Source organism: Streptomyces sp. CB02261, from assembly GCF_001905665.1.
In the GTDB taxonomy this organism is placed as follows: domain Bacteria; phylum Actinomycetota; class Actinomycetes; order Streptomycetales; family Streptomycetaceae; genus Streptomyces.
In genome coordinates this window covers 384,037-408,938 of record NZ_LIVX01000001.1, presented here as the reverse complement: position 1 = coordinate 408,938, position 24,902 = coordinate 384,037, and the positions used below count along the sequence as shown (strand labels likewise).

General features: G+C 71.8%; 22 protein-coding genes. 12 read left to right on the top strand and 10 right to left on the bottom strand.

Going from position 1 to position 24,902, the window contains the following annotated elements; all coding sequences use genetic code 11:
• Positions 1 to 16 precede the first annotated feature (16 nt).
• Positions 17 to 781: a hypothetical protein gene (locus AMK29_RS01835; RefSeq protein ID WP_073806824.1), complete on the top strand. Its 765-nt coding sequence runs from the start codon at positions 17 to 19 to the stop codon at positions 779 to 781.
• Here the strand turns inward: AMK29_RS01835 and AMK29_RS36630 are convergent.
• The 4 genes from AMK29_RS36630 to AMK29_RS01815 form a co-directional block, all read right to left on the bottom strand.
• The gene (locus AMK29_RS36630; RefSeq protein WP_198942167.1) at positions 721 to 1,431 is read right to left on the bottom strand and encodes a hypothetical protein; all 711 of its coding nucleotides are present in this window, start codon (positions 1,429 to 1,431) and stop codon (positions 721 to 723) included. The two genes, AMK29_RS01835 and AMK29_RS36630, sit on opposite strands and share 61 nt — an antisense overlap.
• Positions 1,428 to 3,206 (bottom strand): phosphatidylglycerol lysyltransferase domain-containing protein, encoded by a 1,779-nt coding sequence (locus tag AMK29_RS01825; RefSeq protein WP_073806823.1) that lies wholly within the window; start codon positions 3,204 to 3,206, stop codon positions 1,428 to 1,430. Before AMK29_RS01825 ends, AMK29_RS36630 begins: the two co-directional genes overlap by 4 nt.
• Before the next feature lie 71 nt (positions 3,207 to 3,277).
• A complete protein-coding gene (cobT, locus tag AMK29_RS01820) occupies positions 3,278 to 4,354 on the bottom strand; it encodes a nicotinate-nucleotide--dimethylbenzimidazole phosphoribosyltransferase (protein ID WP_073806822.1) in 1,077 nt (358 codons plus the stop codon).
• 47 nt (positions 4,355 to 4,401) lie between these two features.
• Positions 4,402 to 5,604: a bifunctional adenosylcobinamide kinase/adenosylcobinamide-phosphate guanylyltransferase gene (locus AMK29_RS01815; RefSeq protein ID WP_073806821.1), complete on the bottom strand. Its 1,203-nt coding sequence runs from the start codon at positions 5,602 to 5,604 to the stop codon at positions 4,402 to 4,404.
• A gap of 91 nt (positions 5,605 to 5,695) precedes the next feature.
• Between AMK29_RS01815 and AMK29_RS01810 the strand changes: the two genes are divergently transcribed.
• Positions 5,696 to 5,902: a hypothetical protein gene (locus AMK29_RS01810; protein WP_030205728.1), complete on the top strand. Its 207-nt coding sequence runs from the start codon at positions 5,696 to 5,698 to the stop codon at positions 5,900 to 5,902.
• A gap of 125 nt (positions 5,903 to 6,027) precedes the next feature.
• Here AMK29_RS01810 and AMK29_RS01805 read toward each other — a convergent pair whose 3' ends face one another.
• Entirely contained in the window at positions 6,028 to 6,804 is a 777-nt protein-coding gene (locus tag AMK29_RS01805; RefSeq protein ID WP_241845118.1) for a class I SAM-dependent methyltransferase, read from the bottom strand.
• Positions 6,805 to 6,869: 65 nt separating this feature from the next.
• A complete protein-coding gene (locus tag AMK29_RS01800; RefSeq protein WP_073806820.1) occupies positions 6,870 to 7,475 on the bottom strand; it encodes a DUF3043 domain-containing protein in 606 nt (201 codons plus the stop codon).
• Between the two features lie 273 nt (positions 7,476 to 7,748).
• On the opposite strand from AMK29_RS01800, the gene AMK29_RS01795 reads away from it, so the two are divergent.
• The 5 genes from AMK29_RS01795 to AMK29_RS01775 all read left to right on the top strand — a co-directional run bounded on the left by AMK29_RS01795 (position 7,749) and on the right by AMK29_RS01775 (position 14,286).
• On the top strand, positions 7,749 to 8,543 hold the full coding sequence (locus tag AMK29_RS01795) for a PspA/IM30 family protein (protein ID WP_073806819.1): 795 nt from the start codon (positions 7,749 to 7,751) through the stop codon (positions 8,541 to 8,543).
• 38 nt (positions 8,544 to 8,581) lie between these two features.
• Positions 8,582 to 8,860, top strand: a complete 279-nt coding sequence (gene pspAA, locus AMK29_RS01790) for a PspA-associated protein PspAA (RefSeq protein ID WP_073806818.1) — start codon at positions 8,582 to 8,584, stop codon at positions 8,858 to 8,860.
• 124 nt (positions 8,861 to 8,984) lie between these two features.
• Positions 8,985 to 10,226 (top strand): sensor histidine kinase, encoded by a 1,242-nt coding sequence (locus AMK29_RS01785; RefSeq protein ID WP_073806817.1) that lies wholly within the window; start codon positions 8,985 to 8,987, stop codon positions 10,224 to 10,226.
• A complete protein-coding gene (locus tag AMK29_RS01780) occupies positions 10,223 to 10,909 on the top strand; it encodes a response regulator (protein WP_073806816.1) in 687 nt (228 codons plus the stop codon). The genes AMK29_RS01785 and AMK29_RS01780 overlap by 4 nt, the downstream gene beginning before the upstream one ends.
• A 188-nt stretch (positions 10,910 to 11,097) precedes the next feature.
• Positions 11,098 to 14,286 carry an efflux RND transporter permease subunit gene (locus tag AMK29_RS01775; protein WP_073806815.1) on the top strand — a complete coding sequence of 1,063 codons (3,189 nt, stop codon included), beginning with the start codon at positions 11,098 to 11,100 and terminating at the stop codon, positions 14,284 to 14,286.
• An 88-nt stretch (positions 14,287 to 14,374) separates the two neighbouring features.
• Here the strand turns inward: AMK29_RS01775 and nadA are convergent, their stop codons facing one another.
• Positions 14,375 to 15,571: a quinolinate synthase NadA gene (gene nadA, locus AMK29_RS01770; protein ID WP_073806814.1), complete on the bottom strand. Its 1,197-nt coding sequence runs from the start codon at positions 15,569 to 15,571 to the stop codon at positions 14,375 to 14,377.
• 258 nt (positions 15,572 to 15,829) lie between these two features.
• Here nadA and AMK29_RS01765 point away from each other — a divergent pair, with 258 nt between their 5' ends.
• Positions 15,830 to 16,186, top strand: a complete 357-nt coding sequence (locus AMK29_RS01765; protein ID WP_073806813.1) for an iron-sulfur cluster assembly accessory protein — start codon at positions 15,830 to 15,832, stop codon at positions 16,184 to 16,186.
• Positions 16,187 to 16,280: 94 nt separating this feature from the next.
• Here AMK29_RS01765 and AMK29_RS01760 read toward each other — a convergent pair whose 3' ends face one another.
• The gene (locus AMK29_RS01760; protein ID WP_073806812.1) at positions 16,281 to 17,780 is read right to left on the bottom strand and encodes a hypothetical protein; all 1,500 of its coding nucleotides are present in this window, start codon (positions 17,778 to 17,780) and stop codon (positions 16,281 to 16,283) included.
• Positions 17,781 to 17,846: 66 nt separating this feature from the next.
• Entirely contained in the window at positions 17,847 to 18,053 is a 207-nt protein-coding gene (locus AMK29_RS01755; protein WP_073806811.1) for a hypothetical protein, read from the bottom strand.
• Positions 18,054 to 18,207: 154 nt separating this feature from the next.
• On the opposite strand from AMK29_RS01755, the gene AMK29_RS01750 reads away from it, so the two are divergent.
• Positions 18,208 to 19,182 carry a carbohydrate kinase family protein gene (locus tag AMK29_RS01750; protein WP_073806810.1) on the top strand — a complete coding sequence of 325 codons (975 nt, stop codon included), beginning with the start codon at positions 18,208 to 18,210 and terminating at the stop codon, positions 19,180 to 19,182.
• A gap of 756 nt (positions 19,183 to 19,938) precedes the next feature.
• On the opposite strand, the gene AMK29_RS01745 is transcribed toward AMK29_RS01750, so the two are convergent.
• Positions 19,939 to 21,324, bottom strand: a complete 1,386-nt coding sequence (locus tag AMK29_RS01745; RefSeq protein ID WP_073806809.1) for a cysteine desulfurase/sulfurtransferase TusA family protein — start codon at positions 21,322 to 21,324, stop codon at positions 19,939 to 19,941.
• Positions 21,325 to 21,725: 401 nt separating this feature from the next.
• Here AMK29_RS01745 and ctaC point away from each other — a divergent pair, with 401 nt between their 5' ends.
• From ctaC to AMK29_RS01730, 3 genes are read left to right on the top strand one after another with little or no spacing between them, the layout of a single operon-like run.
• On the top strand, positions 21,726 to 22,691 hold the full coding sequence (gene ctaC, locus AMK29_RS01740; RefSeq protein WP_073806808.1) for an aa3-type cytochrome oxidase subunit II: 966 nt from the start codon (positions 21,726 to 21,728) through the stop codon (positions 22,689 to 22,691).
• Positions 22,688 to 24,424, top strand: a complete 1,737-nt coding sequence (ctaD, locus tag AMK29_RS01735) for an aa3-type cytochrome oxidase subunit I (protein ID WP_073806807.1) — start codon at positions 22,688 to 22,690, stop codon at positions 24,422 to 24,424. Before ctaC ends, ctaD begins: the two co-directional genes overlap by 4 nt.
• Positions 24,421 to 24,819 carry a cytochrome c oxidase subunit 4 gene (locus tag AMK29_RS01730; RefSeq protein WP_073806806.1) on the top strand — a complete coding sequence of 133 codons (399 nt, stop codon included), beginning with the start codon at positions 24,421 to 24,423 and terminating at the stop codon, positions 24,817 to 24,819. The genes ctaD and AMK29_RS01730 overlap by 4 nt, the downstream gene beginning before the upstream one ends.
• The last annotated feature ends 83 nt before the right edge of the window (positions 24,820 to 24,902 follow it).

Genomic DNA, 24,902 nt, shown 5'->3' with positions numbered 1-24,902 from the left:
ATCCGATCGGGGTGGCATGGGTCACTGGTTCTCCCGCAACATCGTCGAGCCGGGGAAGCTCCCGATGCTGCTCGCGCTGACCTCGTTCGTCGTGACGTTCCTGGTCACACGGACCGTCACCCGGCTCATCCGGGCGGGCAAGGGCCCCTTCAAGAACGTGTCCTCCGGCGGGCTCCACATCCATCACGTCGTGCCGGGGGTCGTCCTCACCGTCATCGGCGGTTTCGGGGCGGTGGGCAGCGACCGGCACGGGGTCGGCGCGGTCGTCTTCGCCGTCGTCTTCGGGATCGGCGCGGGCCTCGTCCTCGACGAGTTCGCGCTGATCCTCCATCTCGACGACGTGTACTGGACGGACCAGGGACGCAAGAGCGTCGAGGTGGTCGTCCTCACCGCCGCCCTGGTCGGGCTGGCCCTGAGCGGCTTCTCCCCGCTGGGGGTCGACGACATGACCGCCGACGAGCGCCAGGACCGGGTCACCTTCCTCCTCACCCTGGCGCTGAACTTCCTCCTCATCCTGATCACCCTGGTGAAGGGGAAGTTCCGGATGGCCGTCCTCGGGGTCTTCGTCCCGTTCGTGACGATCGTCGGCGCCGTCCGCCTCGCCCGCCCCGGCTCCTGGTGGTCACGGCGGTTCTACGGGCGCCGCCACCGGGCACGGGCCCGTTCCCGGATCCGTACGTACCGCCACGACAAGCGCTGGACGAAGGTCCGGCGCCGCGCTCAGGACCTGATCGGCGGCTTCCAGGAGCGGGTCCCGGGGCGGGACTCCACCCCCTCCTGACCGCGCTCCCGCCAGGCCACCACCGCGATCAGGACGAGGACGCCGGCGATGGCCGCCAGGTGCTCCCTGCCCGCCAGGTTCGGTTTGACGATCACCTCCACGACCATCGCCACGACCACCGCCCCGCCGGTCCAGTAGGCCCCGTACCGCCAGCAGACGTAGACGGCGAGGCCCACCACGGCCGCCGAGGGCCCGGTGTCGACGACCCGCGCGTCGGAGGCGGGCAGCCCGAGCGGGCCGTCCGGACCGAGGGCGATGCCCACGCGCGCGTACAGCGTCCCCGCGAGGGTCGCCAGATAGGCGATGCCGAGCGTCCGCCACCGCCCGAGACAGATCTCGGCGATCCCGAACACCAGCAGGACCTGCGCCAGCGCGCCCCACACGGGCAGGTCGAGCGCCGGCACGAAGAGCGAGAGCGGGGTCCGCAGCAGCGCGAGCCACAGCGGGTCCTCGGCCCGTACGGAGCCGATGTCCTGGACCGGCTGATACCCCCAGTCCTGGTTCTGGACGCCCTGGAAGAGGGCGGTCAGACAGACGGCGGCCAGGGTCATCGGGACCGCGCGCCACCTCCTCGTGACCAGCGCCGCCCTGACGGTGCCGAACAGCGGGCCCCACTCCCGGCGGGCGAAGCCGCCGAGGGCGCCGCTCAACGCCCGCTCTCCAGATGCCTGCGGTGCAGCCACTTCGGCAGCCCCGGCGCCTCCAGGAAGCCTTCGGCCCGACCGGCCGCCAGACCGATGCGCAGCAGGTCGGCACTCTTCTCGAAGAGCATGAATCGGGGCTCCCAGATCGGTCGGTACTTGGCGTTGGCGCGGTACAGCGACTCGATCTGCCACCAGCGGGAGAAGAAGCTGAGCAGCGAACGCCACATGCGCAGCACCGGCCCCGCCCCGAGCTTCGAGCCACGTTCGAAGACGGAGCGGAACATCGCGAAGTTCAGCGAGACCTGCGTGATCCCGATCTCCCTGGCGCGCTGGAGGAGTTCGATGACCATGAACTCCATCAGGCCGTTCTCGGACTCCCGGTCACGGCGCATCAGGTCGAGCGAGAGCCCCTTCGGACCCCAGGGGACGAAGGACAGCACCGCCCGCAGCTCGCCCGTGCCCTCCCCGTCGCCGCCGTCCCGGCACTCCAGCATCACGCAGCGCCCGTCCCGGGGGTCGCCGAGCCGGCCGAGCGCCATGGAGAAGCCGCGCTCGGTCGCCCCGTCCCGCCAGTCGTCGGCCTTGCGGAGCAGCGAGGCCATCTCCTCGGCCGGGATGTCCTCGTGGCGCCGGATGCGCACCTCGTAGCCCGCCCGCTTGACCCGGTTGAACGCCTGCCGGACCGTCCGCATGGCCCGCCCGTCCAGGGTGAACTCGGCGGTCTCCACGATCGCCTCGTCGCCCAGCTCCAGGGCGTCGAGGCCGTGCCGGGCGTAGATGGTGCCGGCCTCCTCGCTCGCACCCATCACCGCCGGGATCCAGCCGTGCTCGCGCGCCTCGGCCAGCCAGGGCTCGATGGCGCCCGGCCAGGCCTCGGGGTCGCCGATCGGGTCGCCCGAGGCGAGCGAGACCCCGCCGACGACCCGGTAGGCGATGGCCGCCTTCTCGCTCGGCGACCACACCACGCTCTTCTCGCGGCGCAGCGCGAAGTAGCCGAGAGAGTCGCGCTCCCCGTGCTTGTCGAGCAGCGCCCGCAGCCGCTCCTCGTCCCCCTCGGTCAGCGGGTCGACGGCCCGCCGCGAGCGGAAGGCGGCGAACAGCACCGCGAACAGCAGCAGTGTGGAAAGGACGTTGATGGTGACGTCGACCCAGCCGGGGGTGGAGATCCCGGGGATCCGCGAGTCGTCGGCGGCCAGGGTGATGAGCCGCATCACGCCGTACCGCCAGCGCTCCAGGAAGGTGGAGGGGACGGTGGAGGTGTTGGTGACGGTGACCAGGACGGCCGCGAGCAGCGAGGTGACGAGCAGTCCGCCGACGGCCACGGCCGCCGCGAGCAGCGGGTTGGAGCGGTCGCCCTTCGCGTAGAACTCCTTGCGGCCGAGGAGCAGCGCCAGGACGAAGGCGGCGGTCAGGACCAGCGAGATCCAGTTCTGGGCGTGCTGCCGGATCTCGGGGAAGAACATCACCAGCGCGAACAGCAGCAGGAACAGGCCGCCGAGGACCAGGTTCAGGATCCACGCGGCCCGTTTGCGGCGCCGCATGGTGATCGCCAGGAAGAGGGTGAAGACCCCCGAGGCGAAACCGGCCGTCAGCAGGTACGGGGTGAAGTAGTTGTCCTCGTTGTGGCGGCGCAGGTCCTGGCCGAGCGAGACCCAGACGGCACTCAGCAGATTGATGAACGTGACGACGCGCAGGTACCAGACGGCGAACGCGGCGCTGCGGCGCGAACGGGCGCTGGTGCCACGGGGTGTTGCTTCGGCAGACAAGCGGACTTCTCCCATGAAAAGCGATCATATGGGGCATCGCTTGTCGTGCGGAGACGCCGGAGTCGATCTGTCCGCCCCGCTCCCCCTCAGGAGTCCGACGCGCCCTCGCCGTCCGGAGTGGTCGGATCCGGACGCTCGGGCAGCTCCGCCGCGAACGCCGCGGCGGCCCTGACGAGGGGAAGCGCGAGCAATGCCCCGGTTCCCTCACCCACATGGACGCCGTGATCGAGGAGAGGGTTGAGCGCCATCCGGTCCAGCGCCTTCGCCTGCGCCGGCTCCCCGCTGACCTGACCCGCCAGCCACCAGTCCGGCGCCCGGAACGCCGCCCGCTGCGCCACCAGCGCGCAGGCCGCCCCCACCACACCGTCCAGGATCACCGGCATCCGCCGCACCGAGGCCTGGAGCAGGAACCCGGTCATCGCCGCCAGGTCCGCCCCGCCGACCGCCGAGAGCAGCGCCAGCTGATCGCCCAGGACCGGCCGCGCCCGCCGCAGCGCGTCCCGGATCGCCGCGCACTTCCGCATCCACGCCAGATCGTCGATCCCGGCCCCGCCCCGGCCCGTCACCACGGAGGCGTCCGTCCCGCAGAGGGCGGCGATCAGGGTCGCCGCGGGCGTCGTCCCGCCGACGCTCAGATCCCCGAGCACCACCAGATCGGTGCCCGAGTCGGCCTCCTCGTCGGCGATCGCGACACCGAGGCGGACCGCCGCCTCCGTCTCCTCCGCCGTCAGCGCGTCCTCCACGTCGATCCGGCCGCTGCCGCGCCGCACCCGGTGGCGCACCACCTCGGCCGGCAGCAGCTCCGGGTCGCAGTCGAGACCCGCGTCCACCACCCGTACCGGCACGTCCGTCGACCGGGCGAGCACCGCGACCGGGCTCGCCCCGTCCAGGACGGCCCGCACCAGCTCGTGCGCGGTGCCCGCCGGGCGGCCCGACACACCGAGCGAGGCGACCCCGTGGTCGCCCGCGAAGAGCACCACCTTCGGCTGCCCGATCGCCCGCACCTTGACCGAGGCCTGCGCGGCCGACAGCCACTCACCGAGCTCGTCGAGCCGGCCGAGCGCCCCCGGCGGCACGGTCAGCCGCTCACGGCGCTCCTCGGCGTCACGCCGGATCCCCCCGTCGGGGCGCTCGATCAGATCGGAGAAGTCGTCCAGATTCACGGGTTCCGCCTTGAGACAAATCAGCGAGGGCCATCGGTGCTCGCACCCTACCCGCGCAGCACCAGGCCCTGACCGGCGACCACGAGGACGACCTCCTCGCACTCGTCGGCGAACGCCGCGTTCAGCCGGCCCAGCTCGTCCCGGAACCGCCGCCCCGCCGCCGTACCCGGCACCACCCCCGAACCGACCTCGTTCGTCACCGCCACGACCGTACGGCGGGTGGCCCGCACCGCCGCCACCAGCTCCGCCGTCCGCTTCCGCAGCGCCCGCTGCCCCCCGGCCGCCCACCGCGCGTCGTCCCAGGCGTCCACCCGGTCCATGGCGTCCGTCAGCCACAGCGACAGACAGTCGACCAGCAGCGCGGGCCCCTCCTCCGCCAGGAGCGGTACGAGGTCACAGGTCTCGGCGGTACGCCAGGAACCCGGCCGCCGCTCCCGGTGCAGGCCCACCCGCTCCGCCCACTCCGGATCCCCCTCGCGGGTGCCGCCCGTCGCCACGTACAGCACCTCGGGGAAGGACTCCAGCCGCCGCTCGGCCTCCACGGACTTCCCCGACCTGGCCCCGCCGGTCACCAGGGTCCGCCGGGGCACGTCCGGCACCTCGTGGTACTCGCCCACGTACAGCGTCGTCCCGTCCGGCACCGCCCGGGCGCCCGCCGCCGCGAGCCGCCGGTCCAGCTCGGCCCCCGTCGGCACGTCGTGGTCCAGATGCACCGCGATCACCTCGGTGGCCGGGCCGATCGCCCCGGTGCCCCGCAGCCGGGCCAGCCCGTCCGGACGGCCCGTCACATCGGCGACCACCATGTCGTACGGCACCTGGTGGTTCTCCGGCAGCCCGGCCACGGCCCCGCCGGGCGGCAGGTACAGCAGCCGCTCGCCGTCCGCCGACGTCACCTCGTACCCGGTCCCGGGGGAGTCCATCGGGACGGCCCGCACCCGGTGCCCGCTGATCAGCGTCAACTCCCGGCCGTCCGGCACCCGCCCGGCCGTCGGGAGCCCCGCGGGCACCTCGACCGCGGGCCCGTCGTGCGGATGCGTCAGCAGCACCTGCCGTACGCCCACGAGCGAATGGCCCGAACGGGCCGCGGCGAGCGCGGCCCCCGGGGTCAGATCGAGCAGCAGGGCCCCGTCGATGAGCAGCGCCGTCGCGGCGCGGACCCGGGGCCCGCGGGAGAGCGCGCACACGGCGCAGGGGCAGTCGGGGCGGGGGAGCCCGAGGGGGGCGCCGGTGCCGAGCAGAGTCAGTTCCACCCTCAGATCCTCCCGCGCCACCGCGAGCCGTGCGCGCCCGGCTACGCTGCGGGCAGGAAACCGATCATCCGGTGAGCGCCAGGAGGCGGACATGGCATGGACGTGGCGGTTCGAGAAGTCCGACGGCACGGAGGTCGAGCCGGTGGTGACTCCGGAGGAGTTCACCACCCAGGGCGACGCGGAGAGCTGGATCGGCGAACACTGGCGTGACCTCCTGGGCGGCGGCGCGGACCAGGTGACCCTCTCGGAGGACGGGACCAAGATCTACGGCCCGATGCCCCTGAACGCGGAGGGCTAGAGCGCCCCGGCGTCACACAGGGTGCGGGGGCACGCCCCCGCACCCGCTCGCGCGACCGGGGAGCCGCGTCCGGCTTCTGCCGGGTCCCGGACCCCGCGCAGGTGCGGCAACGCCCGGCGCCGGTCTCAGCCCCGTACCCCGCACAGGTGCAGCAGGGCCGCGACCCGGCGGTACGGTTCCGTGCGGCCCGCGCGGTCCTCGGCGGCGAGGAGGCGGTCCAGTTCCTCGGCGGCCGGCAGGCCCGCCTGGGCAGGGATGCCGTCCGTGAAGACCCGCACCCCGTACCAGGCGTGCAGCGGCGCCGCGATCCCCGCGAGCGTCGCCGTCAGCGCGTCGAGGCGGTCGGCCCGCACCTTCGCGCCGTGGTCGTCCGTGTAGACCTCCGAGTCGAAACCCGAGAGCGCCCCCGGCCAGTCGCCGGCGAGCCCCGGCCGCATGGCCAGGGCGTCCGCGTTCCGCACCACGAGCGACAGCAGCCCGCCGGGCGCCAGCATCCGGGCCAGTCCGGCGAGCAGGGCGTCCGGCTCGTCCGCGTACATGAGCACGCCGTGGCAGAGGACCACGTCGAAGCTGCCGGGCAGGAAGTGCACCCCGGTCTCGCGGCCGTCGCCCTCGATCAGCCGGACCCGCTCACGGATCCCGGCGGGCTCCGTCGCCAGCGACTCACGGGCGGCCTTCAGCAGGTCGGGATCGGATTCGAGGCCGGTCACCGTGTGTCCCGCGCGCGCGAGGCGCAGGGCCTGGGTGCCCTGGCCCATGCCCGCGTCCAGGATCCGCAGCCGCTGCCCCACGGGGTAGCGGCTGGATATCTGCTCGTCGAGCTGCCGGGCGACGATCTCCTGCCGGATGGTGTCGCGCAGCCCGCCGGATCCGGCGGGCCAGTGCGCGACGGCGGGCAGCACCGGGTGGCCCGCTTCCGCGGTCACCACGCCATGAGCGCTTCCGACGGACTCCGAGCTGTCGGCGCTCAGGGCCGCTCTCCGCGCTTGACCTGCGGCTTCGGCAGTCGCAGTCGGCGCATCTGGAGCGTGCGCATCAGGCCGTAGGCGATGGCGCCGCGCTTCGGCTCGTCCGGGAAGCGCGCGTTGAGCTGCTTCCGCAGGCGGACCCAGATGCCGATCGAGTCGATGACGATCAGGATGATCACACCGAGCCAGAGCAGCAGGGAGATGTTCTGCAGCGACCGGTTCGTGTTGCCGAACAGCGACAGCACGAGGATCACCACGGCCATCGGCAGGAAGAACTCGGCGATCGCGAACCGCGAGTCGACGAAGTCGCGCACGAAGCGGCGGACCGGACCCTTGTCGCGGGCCGGCAGGTAACGCTCGTCGCCGCTGGCCAGCGCCTCGCGCTGACGGGCCAGGTCGGAGCGGCGTGCCTCGCGCTGGCGCTTGGCGGCCTCCTTGCGGTCGGTCGGCACCGTCGCGGCGCGACGGCGCTGGGTCTGCGCCTCACTCCGCTTCGGGGTCGGGCGGCCCTTGGGGGCCTCGGGGTCGCGGGGCTGCTTGGTGGAGAGGTCCGCCGTCACCTTGTCGGTGGGGGCCTTCTCGTCCTTCGAACGGCTACGGAACACAAAACCCAAGGGTACGGGGTGGTGGGCATGAACCCCATGCCGGGCGGGAACGATCCGCTAACGGAGTGCGTCTACGGCGGTGTGCACAGCGGGACGGGCACGGCTTCCCTGAGATCCCTCTACTCCCTGGGCGGGAGGGAAGGCCGACCGCAGTCGTCCTTGGGGAGGAGCGCATCCCGCTCCGAACAGTGCGGTAATGGAGACAGGGCCCGTACTGTGGATCCTGTCGAAGAGCTGGAGCCGAAGTCCGTCAGAAGGGGGCGCGCGAAGCCCATGAGCGGTGTCATGAAGCGTATGGGGATGATCTTCCGCGCGAAGGCGAACAAGGCCCTTGACCGGGCCGAGGATCCGCGCGAGACGCTCGACTACTCCTACCAGAAGCAGCTGGAGCTGCTGCAGAAGGTGCGACGGGGCGTCGCCGACGTCGCCACCTCCCGCAAGCGGCTCGAACTCCAGCTGAACCAGCTGCAGGGCCAGTCCGCCAAGCTGGAGGACCAGGGCCGGAAGGCGCTGGCGCTCGGCCGCGAGGACCTGGCGCGCGAGGCGCTGTCCCGGCGCGCCGCCCTGCAGCAGCAGGTCAGCGACCTCGAGGTCCAGCACCAGACGCTGCAGGGCGAGGAGGAGAAGCTCACCCTCGCCTCCCAGCGTCTCCAGGCCAAGGTCGACGCCTTCCGCACCAAGAAGGAGACCATCAAGGCGACCTACACGGCGGCCCAGGCGCAGACCAGGATCGCCGAGTCCTTCTCCGGCATCTCGGAGGAGATGAGCGACGTCGGTCTCGCGATCCAGCGGGCCGAGGACAAGACCGCCCAGCTCCAGGCGCGCGCGGGCGCGATCGACGAGCTGCTCGCCTCCGGAGCCCTGGACGACCAGTCCGGTCTCGCGAAGGACGACATCCAGGCGGAGCTGGACCGGCTCTCCGGCGGTACGGACGTCGAGCTGGAGCTCCAGCGGATGAAGGCGGAGCTGGCCGGCGGCCCGTCGGCGCAGCAGCAGGCTCTCGAAGGCGGCGGCACGGCGGCGCCGCAGCAGAACCAGCAGCAGAACCACCCGCGCTTCGAGAAGTGAGCGGCGGCTCCTCGGAGGACCGGCAGACAGGACGCGTCATGATCGTACGGATCATGGGGGAGGGCCAGTGGAAGCTGGCCGACAGCCACCTCGTCGAGCTGAACAAGCTCGACGACGAGCTGCTCGAAGAGATGGAGTCGGGGGACGAGGCGGGGTTCCGGCGCACGCTGGGCGCCCTCCTCGACGCCGTCCGGCGTCTCGGTGAGACGCTGCCGGACGACGCCCTCGAACCCTCGGAGCTCATCCTCCCCGCCCCGGGCGCGAGCCTCGACGAGGTCAGGGAGATGCTCTCCGACGACGGCCTGATCCCAGGCTGACGCGCCACCACCGCTGTCCCGTCACCCGGGCCGGCGCGCCACCACCGCTGTCCCGCCGCCCCACCGGGGAGGCGGGACACCGTGCTTTCCGATCGCGCTCCGCCTCCCCGTACCGTTGTCCCCCGTGACCCCCACCGGCCCCGCCACCGGCACGCCCTACGTCCGCCTCCGCGACTGGTTCCGCGCCCACCCCCTCGCCTTCGACGCGACGGTCGCGGCCGGCGCGCTCGTCTGCATGGTCGCCGGGTCCTTCACGGACCCCCACGGCAGCCCCGACGGGCCGACCTTCGGCGACCACACACCCGACACCCTGAGCGTGCTGGTCATGGTCGCCGGGGCCGCCGCGCTCGTGCTGCGGCGACGCCACCCCCTGCGGGTGCTCTGCTTCACCGTGGCGATCAGCCTCTTCGAGCTCGTCGACGACACCCGGCCGGCTCCCATCGCCATGAGCGCCGTCGTCGCGCTCTACACGGTCGCCTCCCGCACCGACCGCCCCACCACCTGGCGCGTCGGGCTCGTCACCATGGCGGTGCTCACCGCCGCCGCCATGACCTTCGGCCCGACCAACTGGTACGCGCAGGAGAACCTCGGCGTCTTCGCCTGGACCGGCATGGCGGCCGCCGCGGGCGACGCCGTCCGCAGCCGCCGGGCTTTCGTCGACGCGATCCGGGAGCGGGCCGAGCGGGCCGAGCGGACCCGCGAGGAGGAGGCCGGGCGCCGGGTCGCGGAGGAACGGCTGCGGATCGCCCGCGACCTCCACGACGTCGTCGCCCACCACATCGCCCTGGTGAACGTCCAGGCCGGCGTCGCCGCCCACGTCATGGACAAGCGCCCCGACCAGGCCAAGGAGGCCCTCGCGCACGTACGGGAGGCCAGCCGCTCCGCCCTGGACGAGCTGCGCGCCACCGTCGGCCTGCTGCGCCAGTCCGGCGACCCCGAGGCGCCCACGGAACCGGCCCCCGGCCTCGCCGTCCTCGACGGGCTGCTCGACAGCTTCCGCAAGGCCGGGCTCCCGGTCGTCCTCGCCCGCACCGACGGGGACAGGCCGCTGCCCGCGACCGTCGACCTGGCCGCGTACAGGATCGTGCAGGAGGCCCTGACCAACGTCCGCAAGCACGCGGGACCCGACGCCGAGGCGGAGGTGAGCGTCGTCCGGGTGGGCCGTACGGTCGAGATCACCGTCCTCGACAACGGCACACCCCCGTCCGCCCCGGCCCCCGCCCCCACCGGCGGCCACGGACTGCTCGGCATGCGGGAACGGGTCGGCGCGCTCGGCGGCACCCTGACCGCCGCCCCCCGGTACGGCGGCGGCTTCCGGGTCCAGGCGATACTGCCGGTGACGTCCCGCACGGGGGAGGACACATGACCATCCGGGTGCTGCTCGCCGACGACCAGGCCCTGCTCCGCAGCGCCTTCAAGGTCCTGGTGGACTCCGAACCGGACATGGAGGTCGTCGGCGAGGCCGCCGACGGCGCCCAGGCCGTGACCCTCGCCCGCTCGGAGCGGCCCGACGTCGTCCTGATGGACATCCGGATGCCGGGCACGGACGGCCTCGCGGCCACCCGTCTGATCACCGCCGACCCCGAGCTGTCCGACGTGCGGATCGTCATGCTGACCACCTTCGAGGTCGACGAGTACGTCGTGCAGTCGCTGCGCGCCGGGGCCTCCGGCTTCCTCGGCAAGGGCGCCGAGCCCGAGGAGCTGCTCGGCGCGATCCGGATCGCCCACGCGGGCGAGGCGCTGCTGTCCCCCGCCGCCACCAAGGGCCTGATCGCCTCGTTCCTCGCGCAGGGCGCCGGCGCGGCCGTCGACGGCGGCGGCAGGGCCAGGACCGAGCGGCTGGCCGCGCTCACCGCCCGGGAGCGGGAGGTCCTGGTCCTCGTGGCGGGCGGACTGTCCAACGACGAGATCGCCGAACGGCTCGACGTCAGCCCCCTCACCGTGAAGACGCACGTCAACCGGGCCATGGCCAAGCTCGGCGCCCGCGACCGGGCCCAGCTGGTGGTCACGGCCTACGAATCGGGACTGGTCCGCCCCCGGGTGGAGTGACCCCGGGCCCCGGCGTACTCCAGACGCGGTATGCGCGGGATAAGGATGTGGACCCGGGGGCCGAGGACTTCCGGCCGCCGATGGCAGATCGTAGGGAGGGGGGCGTCTCTCCGGCGGATCCAGCGGGTCCGGGCCGGGGTCCTGGCTGCTCCCGCCTGCCGACGAGTACGCCACAGAAGAGAGACCCCATGTCCTGGCTGTCCAGATTCAGCCTCGCGCAACGGGCCCTGATCGGGCTGATGTCCATCGTCGCGATCGTGTTCGGGGCGATCGCGATACCGCAGCTGAAGCAGCAGTTGTTCCCCTCGATCGAGCTGCCGATGGTCTCGGTCCTCGCCCCCTACCAGGGCGCCTCTCCCGACGTGGTCGAGAAGCAGGTCGTCGAGCCGCTGGAGAGCAACCTGAAGGCCGTCGACGGCCTCACGTCGATCACCTCCACCGCCTCCGAGGGCATGGCCGTCGTCATGGCCTCCTTCGACTACGGCGACGAGTCGACGAAGCAGCTCGTGGCCGACGTCCAGCAGGCCGTCAACCGGGCCCGCGCGCAGCTGCCCGACTCCGTCGACCCGCAGGTGATCGCCGGTTCGACGGACGACATGCCGACCGTCGTGCTCGCGGCCGCGTCCGACAAGGACCCGCAGGCCCTCGCCGACCAGCTGGAACGGACCGTCGTCCCCGCCCTCGAAGGCATCGAGGGCGTCGGCCAGGTCTCCGTCTCCGGCGTCCAGGACCTCCAGGTCTCCGTCACCCCGGACGAGCGGAAGCTCGCCGCGGCCGGACTCACCACGATGAAGCTCGCCGAGGCCCTCCGCTCCGGCGGCGGCACGATGCCGGCCGGCTCCTTCGCGGAGGACGGCAAGAACCGCACGATCCAGGTCGGCGGCGGCTACACGTCGCTGCGGCAGATCCAGGACCTGCGCATCCCGGCGGCCGTCCCCGGCAAGGGCAAGGCCGTCCGTCTCGGTGACGTGGCCACCGTGCGGCAGGAGGAGTCGCAGCGCGTCTCCCTCACCCGTACCAACGGCAAGCCCAGCCTCGCCGTCATGGCCACCATGGACAAGGACGGCAGCGCCGTCGCCATCTCCGACGCCGTCGAGGAGAAGCTGCCCGAGCTGCGCCGCGACCTCGGCGCGGGCGCCGAGCTGACCGTCGTCTCCGACCAGGGCCCGGCCGTCGCCAAGGCCGTCTCCGGACTGACCACCGAGGGCGCCCTCGGTCTGGTCATGGCCGTCCTGGTCATCCTGGTCTTCCTCGCGTCGATCCGCTCGACCCTGGTGACCGCGGTCTCCATCCCGCTCTCGGTCGTCCTCGCCCTGATCGTGCTGTGGACCCGCGACCTCTCGCTCAACATGCTGACGCTCGGCGCGCTGACCATCGCCATCGGCCGGGTCGTCGACGACTCGATCGTGGTCCTGGAGAACATCAAGCGGCACCTCGGCTACGGCGAGGAGCGCCAGGCGGCGATCCTCACCGCGGTCCGCGAGGTGGCGGGCGCCGTCACCTCCTCGACCCTCACCACCGTCGCCGTCTTCCTGCCCATCGGGCTCACCGGCGGCATGATCGGCGAGCTGTTCGGCTCGTTCTCGCTGACGGTCACGGCGGCCCTGCTCGCCTCGCTGCTCGTCTCCCTGACCGTGGTCCCGGTCCTCTCGTACTGGTTCCTCCGCGCCCCCAAGGGCACCTCCGAGGACCTCGCGGAGGCTCGCAGGCTGGCCGAGGAGAAGGAGGAGAAGAGCCGCCTCCAGCGCGCGTACGTGCCGGTCCTGCGGTTCGCGACCCGGCGCCGGCTCGCCAGCCTGGGCATCGCGCTCGCCGTCCTGGTCGTCACCTTCGGCATGGCCCCGCTCCTGAAGACCAACTTCTTCGACCAGGGCGAGCAGGAGGTCCTCAGCATCCAGCAGGAGCTGCCGCCCGGCACCGGTCTCGACGCCTCCGACCAGGCCGCGAAGAAGATCGAGAAGCTCCTCGCGGAGACCGAGGGCGTCAAGGACTACCAGGTCACCGTCGGCTCCTCCGGCTTCATGGCGGCCTTCGGCGGCGGCACCGGCACCAACCAGGCCTCCTACAAGGTGAGCCTGGAGGACTCCGCCGCGTACGAGAAGACCCGCGCCGCCATCGAGAAGGGCCTCGGCGCCCTCGACGGGATCGGCGACACCACCCTCGCGGCCGGTGACGGCTTCGGCAGCCAGGACCTGAGCGTGGTCGTCAAGGCCGCCGACCCGGAGGTCCTCAAGAAGGCGTCCGAGCAGGTCCGGACGGCGATCGCCGGGCTCGACGACGTCACCGACGTGCAGAGCGACCTCGCGCAGTCCGTACCGCGCGTCTCCGTCACGCCGAACGCGAAGGCGGCCGACGCCGGCTTCGACTCCGCCTCGCTCGGCATGATCGTCGCCCAGGCCGTCCGGGGCACCCCGGCCGCCAAGGCGATCCTCGACGACAGCGAGCGGGACGTCCTCATCACCTCGGCGCGCCCCGTCACCACCCTGGCCGGGCTCAGGGCCCTGCCCCTCGGCCCGGTGAAGCTGGGCGACATCGCCACCGTCGAGCTGGTTCCCGGCCCGGTCTCCATGACCAGGATCGACGGCGCCCGCGCCGCGACGATCACGGCCAAGCCGGTCGGCGACAACACCGGCGCGGTGAGCAGCACCCTGCAGACGAAGATCAGCGCGCTCGACCTGCCCGAGGGCGCGACCGCCACCATCGGCGGTGTCTCCGAGGACCAGTCCGAGGCCTTCCTCAACCTGTTCCTCGCGATGCTCGCGGCCGTCGCGATCGTCTTCATGCTGCTGGTCGCGACCTTCAGGTCGCTGATCCAGCCGCTGATCCTGCTGGTCTCGATCCCGTTCGCGGCGACCGGCGCGATCGGTCTCCTGGTCGTCACCGACACCGCGATGGGCGTCCCGGCGATGATCGGCATGCTGATGCTCATCGGCATCGTCGTCACCAACGCGATCGTCCTGATCGACCTGATCAACCAGTACCGGGCCCAGGGCCTGGGCGTCGTCGAAGCGGTGATCGAGGGCGGCCGGCACCGGCTCCGCCCGATCCTGATGACGGCCCTGGCGACGATCTTCGCGCTGCTGCCGATGGCCCTCGGCATCACCGGCGAGGGCGGCTTCATCGCCCAGCCGCTGGCCGTGGTGGTGATCGGCGGTCTGATCACCTCGACGCTGCTGACCCTGCTGCTCGTCCCGACGCTGTACGCGATGGTCGAGCTCCGCAAGGAGCGCCGCGCCGGGAAGAAGGCGGCGAAGAAGGCCGGGAAGGCGTCGAAGGACGACAAGTCGAAGGGGAAGAAGAAGGACGAGGCGACGGGCGACCCGGACCAGCCGGACGTCTCCCCGCTCGACGCGACCCTGCTGAACCTCCTGGACTGAGCCACGGACGGCGAAGGGCGCCCCGCGGCCGTGCGGGGCGCCCTTCGGCGTGTTCGGCGTATTCGGCGGAGAACCCTCCGGAGAACCGTTACGGCAGAGCCAGCATCCGTTCGAGGGCCAGCTTGGCGAAGCTCTCCGTCTCCTTGTCGACCTGGATCTGGTTGACGAGGTTGCCCTCGGCCAGGGACTCCAGGGTCCACACCAGGTGCGGCAGGTCGATCCGGTTCATCGTCGAGCAGAAGCAGACCGTCTTGTCGAGGAAGACGATCTCCTTGCCCTGGTCGGCGAACCGGTTCGCCAGCCGCCGGACCAGGTTCAGCTCCGTACCGATCGCCCACGAGGAACCGGCCGGGGCCGCCTCCAGGGTGTTGATGATGTACTCGGTCGAGCCCACGTAGTCCGCGGCGGCGACGACCTCGTGGCGGCACTCGGGGTGGACCAGCACGTTCACCCCGGGGATGCGCTCGCGCACGTCGTTCACCGAGTCCAGCGAGAAGCGGCCGTGCACCGAGCAGTGACCCCGCCACAGGATCATCTTGGCGGCGCGCAGCTCCTCGACGGTCAGTCCGCCGTTGGGCTTGTGCGGGTTGTAGAGCACGCAGTCGTCCAGGGACATCCCCATGTCGCGGACGGCGGTGTTGCGGCCCAGGTGCTGGTCGGGCAGGAACAGCACCTTCTCGCCCTGCTCGAAGGCCCAGTCCAGGGCCCGCTCGGCGTTGGACGAGGTGCAGATGGTGCCGCCGTGCTTGCCGGTGAAGGCCTTGATGTCGGCGGAGGAGTTCATGTACGAGACGGGCACGACCTGCTCGGCGATGCCGGCCTCGGTCAGCACGTCCCAGCACTCGGCGACCTGCTCGGCGGTGGCCATGTCGGCCATCGAGCAGCCGGCCGCCAGGTCGGGCAGGACGACCTTCTGGTCGTCACCGGTGAGGATGTCGGCCGACTCGGCCATGAAGTGCACACCGCAGAACACGATGTACTCGGCCTCGGGCTTGGCCGCCGCGTCGCGCGCGAGCTTGAAGGAGTCACCCGTGACGTCGGCGAACTGGATGACCTCGTCACGCTGGTAGTGGTGGCCGAGCACGAAGACCTTGTCCCCGAGCTTCTCCTTGGCCGCGCGGGCACGCTCCACGAGGTCGGGGTCGGAGGGCGACGGCAGATCGCCGGGGCACTCCACTCCGCGCTCGCTCTTCGGGTCGGCCTCGCGGCCGAGCAGGAGCAGGGCGAGCGGCGTCGGCTGTACGTCGAGTTCCTGACGGGCTTGGGCCGTGGTCACGTCACGCACCCTTTCTTCGGGGAGCTTCGGGGATGCTTTTCGTCGAAATGACGTTATCTATCATAACCGCTTCACGTCACGATGACGACGGCCATAGTGTCGATGTGACGAATTCGCGGTCCCCGCAGCTGGACTTCACCGTCCCCGCTCCTGGACAGGGTGTGCGAGCATGAAGGAGTAAAGACCCACTCGGCCCGGAATGAATCCGGGGCACCGTCGGTTGCAACCGTCGGCAAGCAGTCTCCGTACACACCGGGAGAGAAGCAGATGTCCGTATCGGACGAGAAGACCACTGTCAGCGACGGCATCCTCCTGTCCGACGCCGCCGCGGCCAAGGTCAAGGCCCTCCTCGAACAGGAAGGCCGCGAGGACCTGGCCCTGCGCGTCGCCGTTCAGCCCGGCGGCTGCTCCGGCCTGCGTTACCAGCTGTTCTTCGACGAGCGCTCGCTCGACGGCGATGTCGTGAAGGACTTCGACGGCGTCAAGGTCGTCACCGACCGCATGAGCGCCCCGTACCTCGGCGGCGCGTCGATCGACTTCGTCGACACCATCGAGAAGCAGGGCTTCACCATCGACAACCCGAACGCCACGGGCTCCTGCGCCTGCGGTGACTCGTTCAGCTAAGTCGCACACGGCGTATGCGTGAGGGCGGCGGCCCGGGATCCAGTCCCGGGCCGCCGCCCTCACGCATGCCTGCTGTCCCGTCCGAGCCGCCGGTTCAGCGGCGCGGCACCGCCTCCCCACTGGCCGCGTCCACCACGGGCCGGTCGCCCAGCGGGTCCTGGAGCGTCACGGTCTGCGTGATCTGCTTGGCGACCATGATGCACATCCGGCCCGGGTCGATCGGCTTCTCGGTGATCCGCACCGACACCTTCGAGGCGCTCTCCTCGGCCGTCACGGTGAACGTGCTGCACACCCCGCCCCAGAAGCTGACCGTCAGCTTCCGGCCGGCCGCGTCCGTACGGAACGACTCGACCTGCCGCGCCGGCGCCGTCCCCTCCTCCGGCGGGGGCGTCGGCTCCGGCGAGGGCTTCGCCGGCGGCTGCACGTGCTCCGGCGCCACCGCCGTCCGCACCACCGTGTACGGCGCCGCGTCCGCCGGATCGGCGGTGAACAGCCACGACGGTACGAGCACCCGCCCGTCGGCCGTGTCCTGAGCGGCCAGGCCCAGCACCGCGCCCGTCACCGGCACCTGGTCCGGAGCCGCCATGTCCACGATCGTCTGGCAGGGCTCGGTCGGCTCGGCCGTCCGCGAGGCCGGCGCGCGCTCCCCGTCCGTACCGGCACCGGGCACGTCCGCCGCAGGCGGGGCCGTGGGGCAGTGACCGATGCCGATCGGCCCGGTGCCCTTCGAGTCCTCGTTCAGCGCGGCCAGCGCCTTCGCCGCGCCGACCACCGGATACGTGGCGCCCTCGACCGGCTCCTTGAGCGTCCCGCTCCCGGCGACCGTCCGGCCGTCCCGGGCGATGTGCAGCCCCGTGGACCAGCCGTAGGTCGGCAGGCCGCCGACGACCGGATCGGCGTTGACCACCCGTACCGAACCGTTCGTCACCCCGGTGGCCGAGACCTTCGCGTCGTCCTGCCCGAGCGCCTTCAGGACGGGCGCGGCAGCCGCCTTCGCCGCGGCCTCGCTCAGCGGCGTACCGCCGGGCGAGGGCTTCGTCTCCCCCGGCGGCGGACAGGCCTTGCCCTTGAGGCAGGTGTCACCGGCGGGGCCGCCGTCGTACCAGGAGTACGTCCAGTTCCCCGGGGCCTTGCGCGTCACGTCGAGCCGGGGCCCCGAACCGTCCTTCTCGGGCCGGATCGTCCAGACGTCGCCCACCAGGGCGGGACTGCCGGAGATGCCCAGCGCCGCGGCCAGCCTGGTCACCTCCGCCGAGGTGACCAGGCCCTCGGGCCGGTGGACCGCGGCCGAGGAGGGCCCCTGGGGGAGTGGGCCCTTGGCTGTGTAGACGGTCCCGTTCGGACCGCCTCCGGGGTCGGGCTCGCCGGGAGCGATCCCGGGGCCTCCCGATGTACCGCCGCTGCCGCCGTCGCCCTCCAGGCGCAGCGGCGGGGGCGGCCCGCCGGCGTCGGCGGCCCGGGCGGCGGGGCCGTCGCCGCCACCGGACGCCGCGGTGGCGAGGTACACGCCACCGCCGCCGGCGATCAGCACACCCGCCGCCACCGAGGTCGCCAGGACGTTCCGCCGCCTCCGTACGTTCTCCGTACCGCTCACCACAACGCTCCCTCGTCTCGACCGGACGCCGATGGGACGGAGCGGGCGGGCTAGCGGTTCCGTCCGTCAGCCCCCGTACTCCGCGGTGGCGTCGATCAGCCGCGCCGAAGCGGCCGGTACGACGACCCCGTGGATCAGTGCCGGGGAGACGGGAGCGGGGGCGGGGGAGACCGGGGTCACCCAGTGCGGAGCCATGCGCGCGCTGTCGCCGCGCAGGTCGGCGAGGCTCAACTCCGGCTCGTGACGCTCGCGGGGAGCGGGGTACGTGGTCATGGGCGCACCGTATGCACCACACGCCCCCGGGGAAAAGACCTACTCTGGGGTAGTTTCCACTGGTCGGCAGCCGCGTCCCCAGCCGGTAGCGTGAAGTGCCGGCCTTCCGTCGGCCACGACGCCCCTCAACCGAATCCCGCAGGAGCACCCCGCCGTGCGTATCGCAGTCACCGGCTCCATCGCCACCGACCACCTCATGACCTTCCCCGGCCGGTTCGCCGACCAGCTCGTGGCCGACCAGCTCCACACGGTGTCCCTCTCCTTCCTCGTCGACAACCTCGACGTCCGGCGCGGCGGCGTCGGCCCCAACATCTGCTTCGGCATGGGGCAGCTCGGCGGCACCCCGATCCTGGTGGGCGCGGCCGGGTACGACTTCGACGAGTACCGCGGCTGGCTCGACCGGCACGGCGTCGACACCGGCTCGGTGCGCATCTCCGAGGTGCTGCACACCGCCCGCTTCGTCTGCACCACCGACAAGGACCACAACCAGATCGGCTCCTTCTACACGGGCGCGATGAGCGAGGCCCGGCTGATCGAGCTCAAGGCCGTCGCCGACCGGGTGGGCGGGCTCGACCTGGTCCTGATCGGCGCCGACGACCCCGAGGCGATGCTCCGCCACACCGAGGAGTGCAAGACGCGGGGGATCCCCTTCGCCGCCGACTTCTCGCAGCAGATCGCCCGCATGGGCGGCGACGAGATCCGGACCCTGCTCGACGGGGCGACCTACCTCTTCTCCAACGAGTACGAGAAGGGCCTCATCGAGTCCAAGACGGGCTGGACCGACGCCGAGATCCTCTCCCGCGTCGGCCACCGGGTCACCACCCTCGGCTCGCGCGGTGTGCGCATCGAGCGCGTCGGCGAGACGCCGATCGAGGTCGGCTGCCCCGAGGAGAACGCCAAGGTCGACCCGACCGGCGTCGGCGACGCCTTCCGCGCCGGCTTCCTCACCGGCCTGTCCTGGGGCGTCGGCCTGGAGCGTGCGGCGCAGGTCGGCTGCATGCTGGCCACGCTGGTCATCGAGACGCTGGGGACGCAGGAGTACACGCTGCGGCGGGCGAACTTCATGGAGCGCTTCACCAAGGCCTACGGCGACACGGCCGCCACCGAAGTCCACTCCCACCTGAACTGACGGCACCGAGCCCCGCCGCCGACGGCACCGGTCGCCCCCACGGGGCGGAGCCCCCGTAGTGGGCACCCGCCCCGCGGGCCGGAGCCCACCACCGTCGTGGCCCTCGCTGGGCCGGCCCGGCCCGCCCCGTTGCGGGCATGGCCCCCCACCGGACGGCGCCCCCGCCGTTGTGGGCAACTGTTCCGCTGGGGCGGAACGGGTGGGCACAACGGAACGGCGCCCCGTGCCGGGCCTAGGCTCCCGCGCCTGAACCCGCACCCGATGCGCGCCGCACATGTGGTGCGGGTCAAGGCGCAGGGGGCGGAGGCGCCGCCGAGGGCGCCGTCCCGTGTGCCCACCCGTCCCGCCCTGCGGGACGATTGCCCACACGGGGGTGGGCGGGGCGCCAGCCGTACGGGCGGGCCCGGACACCACGTCGTAGGCGCGAACCCGGGCCCCGCCCACGGCCAGGCCCGGGCACCAAGCCACGCGGGGGCAGGCCCAGGTACCAAGCCGCACGGGCAGGCCCGGGCGCCCAGTCGCGCGGGGCGGGCGCGGGCACCATGCCGTAGGGGCAAGCCCGGGCCCCGTCGCACGGGCAGGCCCGGGCACCCAGCCGCGCGGGCAGGCCCGGGCGCCCAGTCGCGCGAGGCAAGCGCGGGCGCCAAGCCGTGCAGGCAGGCGCGGGCACCAAGCCGCGAGGACAGGACCGGGTGCCCAGTCGCGGGGGCAGGCGCGAGTACCAAGCCACGCCGCACAGGCGTCGCGCGCCCGGTGTCATGTCAGCCGGCGGACCACGTACGCCCGGCCGCCCCGGGGCGAGTCCCGTTCGCCCACGTACTCCTGGCCCCGCATCTCGCACCACGCCGGAATGTCGAGCCGCGCCGCCTCGTCGTCCGACAGCACCGTCACCGTCGCGCCCACCGGGACCTCCCCGAACATCTTCGCCAGTTCGATCACCGGGATCGGGCACCGCTTGCCCAGGGCGTCCACGACGAGGGGGCCGGCGGTGGCCGCCGGGGCCGGGGACGCGACCGGGGCGCCGAGCCGTTCCCGTACCCCCGCGACCAGCCCCGGCAGGACGTCGAGGAAGCGGTCCACGTCGTCCGCCGAGGTGCCGGCCGGCAGCGACACCCGGACGTTCCCCTCGCTCAGCACCCCCATCGCGCGCAGCACATGGCTGGGCGTCAGCGTGGAACTCGTACACGACGAACCGGATGAAACGGAGAAACCCTCCCGGTCCAACTCGTGGAGGAGCGTCTCCCCGTCGACGTACAGACAGGAGAAGGTGACCAGATGCGGCAGCCGCCGCACCGCGTCGCCCACCACCTCCACGTCCGGCACCAGCTCCGGCACCCGCGCCCGGATCCGGTCCACCAGGGCCCGCAGCCGCGCCCCCTCCGCCTCCGCCTCGGCCCGGACCGCGCGCAGCGAGGCCGCCGCCGCCACGATCGCCGGCAGGTTCTCGAAGCCGGGCGCCCGGCCCGACTCCCGCTCGTCCGAGGGGCCTTGCGGCGCGAACCGGACCCCCTTCCGCACGGCGAGCAGCCCCACCCCCGCCGGCCCGCCCCACTTGTGCGCGCTCGCCGCGAGGAGCGACCACGCGCCGTCCACCGGCCCCCAGCCCAGCGACTGGGCCGCGTCCACGAGCAGCGGCACGCCCACCGCCCGGCAGGCATCGGCCACCTCCGCCACCGGCTGCGCGGTCCCCACCTCGTGGTTGGCCGACTGGAGACACGCCAGGGCCGTCCCCTGGTCGAGGGCCGCCGCGAAGACGGCCGCGTCGACCGCCCCGGACCGGTCCACCGGCACCTCGGTCACGGCCCCGCCGGCCGCCGTGTGCGCCTCGGCCGCGTGCAGGACGGAGGAGTGTTCGACCGCGGAGACCACGAGCCCGCTCCCGACACGCCGCCGCCCCGCGAGAGCTCCGGAGATTCCCGCGTGAACCGCACGCGTCCCCGAAGGAGTGAACACCAGCTCGTCCGGGCGGCAGCCCACGGCCTCCGCCGCCGCCTCCCGCGCCGCGTCGAGGAGCAGCCGGGCCCGCCTGCCCTCCCGGTACAGCCGGGCCGGGTCGGCCCAGCCCTCGTCCAGGGAGGCGAGCATCGCCTGACGGGCGACGGGGTGCAGCGGGGCGGCGGACGCGGCGTCGAAGTACGGCATCCGCCCACGGTAGAGGCTTACGGCCGAGGAGTTCCGTCCGCCCGTGGCGAGTCCTCCGTCCGCCCGTGGCGCGACCTCGGTCCGCCCGCCGCCCGCCCCCGCGCCGCCCCGCCGCCCGCGCCCGCCCCACCCCTGGTGAGCCCCCGTCAGAGGGGCGGCCCGGCGCACCGCCGGACGGCCGAACGGACGCGCCCGACCCCCCTGCGGAACCCCGGAGTCCACCCCTTCGGGGACTCGGACGGCGCGTTGGGCACCCTCCCCGCGCGACCCCAAATAGCGTCCAGTAGGGTTTGGTCCGCATAAACATCCAAACCCCTGCCCGCGGCCGGGGCGGCGACCGACCAGCGAGACGGACGGCCGTGGCCGACCACTGCGGGCCGAGACTCTCGGGAAGGCGCTACGTGAGTCCCAACGGCTCCGACCGCTCGTCGCGGCGCCCGATGCGGCGGAAGCTGCCGCAGGTGCTGACTGCGGGCCTGATCCTGGCGACAGCCACGGGCTGCTCGTACAACTGGGAAGACTTCCCCCGCCTTGGCATGCCCACCCCCGTCACGGAAGAGGCGCCTCGGATCCTCTCCCTGTGGCAGGGCTCGTGGGCTGCCGCGCTCGTCACGGGCGTCCTGGTGTGGGGCCTGATCCTCTGGGCCACGATCTTCCACCGGCGCAGCCGGACCAAGGTCGAGGTACCTCCGCAGACCCGTTACAACATGCCCATCGAGGCGCTGTACACGGTCACCCCCCTCATCATCGTCTCGGTGCTCTTCTACTTCACCGCGCGCGACGAGTCGAAGCTCCTCGAGCTCACCCCGAAGCCGGCCCACACGATCAACGTGGTCGGCTACCAGTGGAGCTGGGGCTTCAACTACGTCGAGAACGTGCCCGGTGTGAAGGGTGACGCCAAGACGGACAAGAACCTCGCCTCGATCCCGGACAAGTTCCTCGCGGACTTCCCGGAGAACGCCGGCGGCGTCTACGACGCCGGTATCCCGGGCGACCGCAACCCGCAGAACGGCAACCCGGGCCCGACCCTGTGGCTGCCGAAGGGCGAGAAGGTCCGGTTCGTCCTGACCTCCCGTGACGTCATCCACTCCTTCTGGGTGGTCCCCTTCCTGATGAAGCAGGACGTCATCCCGGGTCACACCAACTCCTTCGAGGTGACTCCGACGCGCGAGGGCACCTTCATGGGCAAGTGCGCCGAGCTCTGCGGCGTCGACCACTCCCGGATGCTCTTCAACGTCAAGGTGGTCTCCCCGGAGCGCTACCAGCAGCACCTGAAGGAGCTGGCCGAGAAGGGGCAGACCGGCTACATCCCGTCTGGCATCGAGCAGACGGACCCGGCCAGGAATGCGGAGAAGAACCAACTGTGAGCATCCACAACGAAACCCAGGGTGCCGCCGCAGCTGAGGACTCGTACGAGAACGAGCTGCCCGTACGGCGCAAGCAGCCCGGCAATGTCGTGATCAAGTGGCTGACCACCACCGACCACAAGACGATCGGCACGCTCTACCTGGTCACGTCGTTCGTCTTCTTCTGCATCGGCGGACTCATGGCGCTCTTCATGCGCGCCGAGCTGGCCCGTCCGGGTACGCAGATCATGTCGAACGAGCAGTTCAACCAGGCGTTCACGATGCACGGCACGATCATGCTGCTGATGTTCGCGACGCCGCTGTTCGCCGGATTCGCGAACTGGATCATGCCGCTGCAGATCGGCGCGCCCGACGTGGCGTTCCCGCGGCTGAACATGTTCGCGTACTGGCTGTACCTCTTCGGCTCGATCATCGCGGTGGCCGGCTTCCTCACCCCGCAGGGTGCGGCCGACTTCGGCTGGTTCGCCTACTCCCCGCTGTCGGACGCCGTCCGCTCGCCGGGTGTCGGCGCCGACATGTGGATCATGGGTCTGGCCTTCTCCGGCTTCGGCACGATCCTCGGTTCGGTCAACTTCATCACCACGATCATCTGCATGCGCGCTCCGGGCATGACGATGTTCCGCATGCCGATCTTCACCTGGAACGTGCTGCTGACCGGTGTCCTGGTCCTGCTCGCCTTCCCGGTCCTGGCGGCCGCGCTGTTCGCCCTGGAGGCGGACCGCAAGTTCGGTGCCCACGTCTTCGACGCGGCCAACGGCGGTGCCCTGCTGTGGCAGCACCTCTTCTGGTTCTTCGGACACCCAGAGGTGTACATCATCGCCCTGCCGTTCTTCGGCATCGTCTCCGAGGTCATCCCGGTCTTCAGCCGCAAGCCGATGTTCGGCTACATCGGCCTGGTGGCCGCGACCATCGCGATCGCCGGTCTGTCCGTGACCGTGTGGGCCCACCACATGTACGTCACCGGCGGCGTCCTCCTGCCGTTCTTCTCCTTCATGACGTTCCTCATCGCCGTACCGACAGGCGTGAAGTTCTTCAACTGGATCGGAACGATGTGGAAGGGCTCGTTGTCCTTCGAGACACCGATGCTCTGGACGATCGGCTTCCTGGTCACCTTCACCTTCGGTGGTCTGACCGGTGTCATCCTGGCCTCGCCTCCGATGGACTTCCACGTCTCCGACTCGTACTTCGTCGTCGCGCACTTCCACTACGTCGTCTTCGGCACCGTGGTCTTCGCGATGTTCGCCGGCTTCCACTTCTGGTGGCCGAAGTTCACGGGCAAGATGCTGGACGAGCGCCTGGGCAAGATGACCTTCTGGACGCTGTTCATCGGCTTCCACGGCACCTTCCTGGTGCAGCACTGGCTCGGTGCCGAGGGCATGCCGCGTCGTTACGCGGACTACCTCGAGGCCGACGGCTTCACCGCCCTGAACACGATCTCGACGATCTCCTCCTTCCTGCTCGGTCTGTCGATCCTGCCGTTCCTCTACAACGTCTGGAAGACCGCCAAGTACGGCAAGAAGATCGAGGTCGACGACCCGTGGGGCTACGGCCGCTCGCTCGAGTGGGCGACCTCCTGCCCGCCGCCGCGGCACAACTTCCTCACCCTGCCGCGGATCCGTTCCGAATCCCCGGCGTTCGACCTGCACCACCCTGAGATCGCCGCTCTCGACCAGCTCGAGAACAAGCCGCACGAGGCCGAGGCCCTCACGGGCAGCAAGGAGGCCGGCAAGTGAAGATCCAAGGCAAGATGTTCATCTGGCTGAGCATCTTCATCCTTGCCATGGCGGTCCTGTACGGCGTCTGGTCCAAGGAGCCGGTCGGTACGACGGCGCTGTTCCTGGCGTTCGGACTGTCCATCATGATCGGCTACTACCTGGCCTTCACGGCCAAGCGTGTCGACGCCATGGCGCAGGACGACAAGGAGGCCGACGTCGCGGACGAGGCCGGTGAGGTCGGCTTCTTCGCCCCGCACAGCTGGCAGCCGCTCTCGCTCGCCGTCGGAGGCGCGCTCGCCTTCCTCGCCGTCGCGATGGGCTGGTGGATCCTGTACTTCTCCGCCCCGCTGATCCTGGTCGGCCTCTTCGGCTGGGTCTTCGAGTTCTACCGCGGCGAGAACCAGAACCAGTAGCTGTACCCCGCTCCGTACCGGAGCACACCGAGGGGCCCGGACACTTCGTCACCGAAGCGTCCGGGCCCCTCTTTCGGAGCACC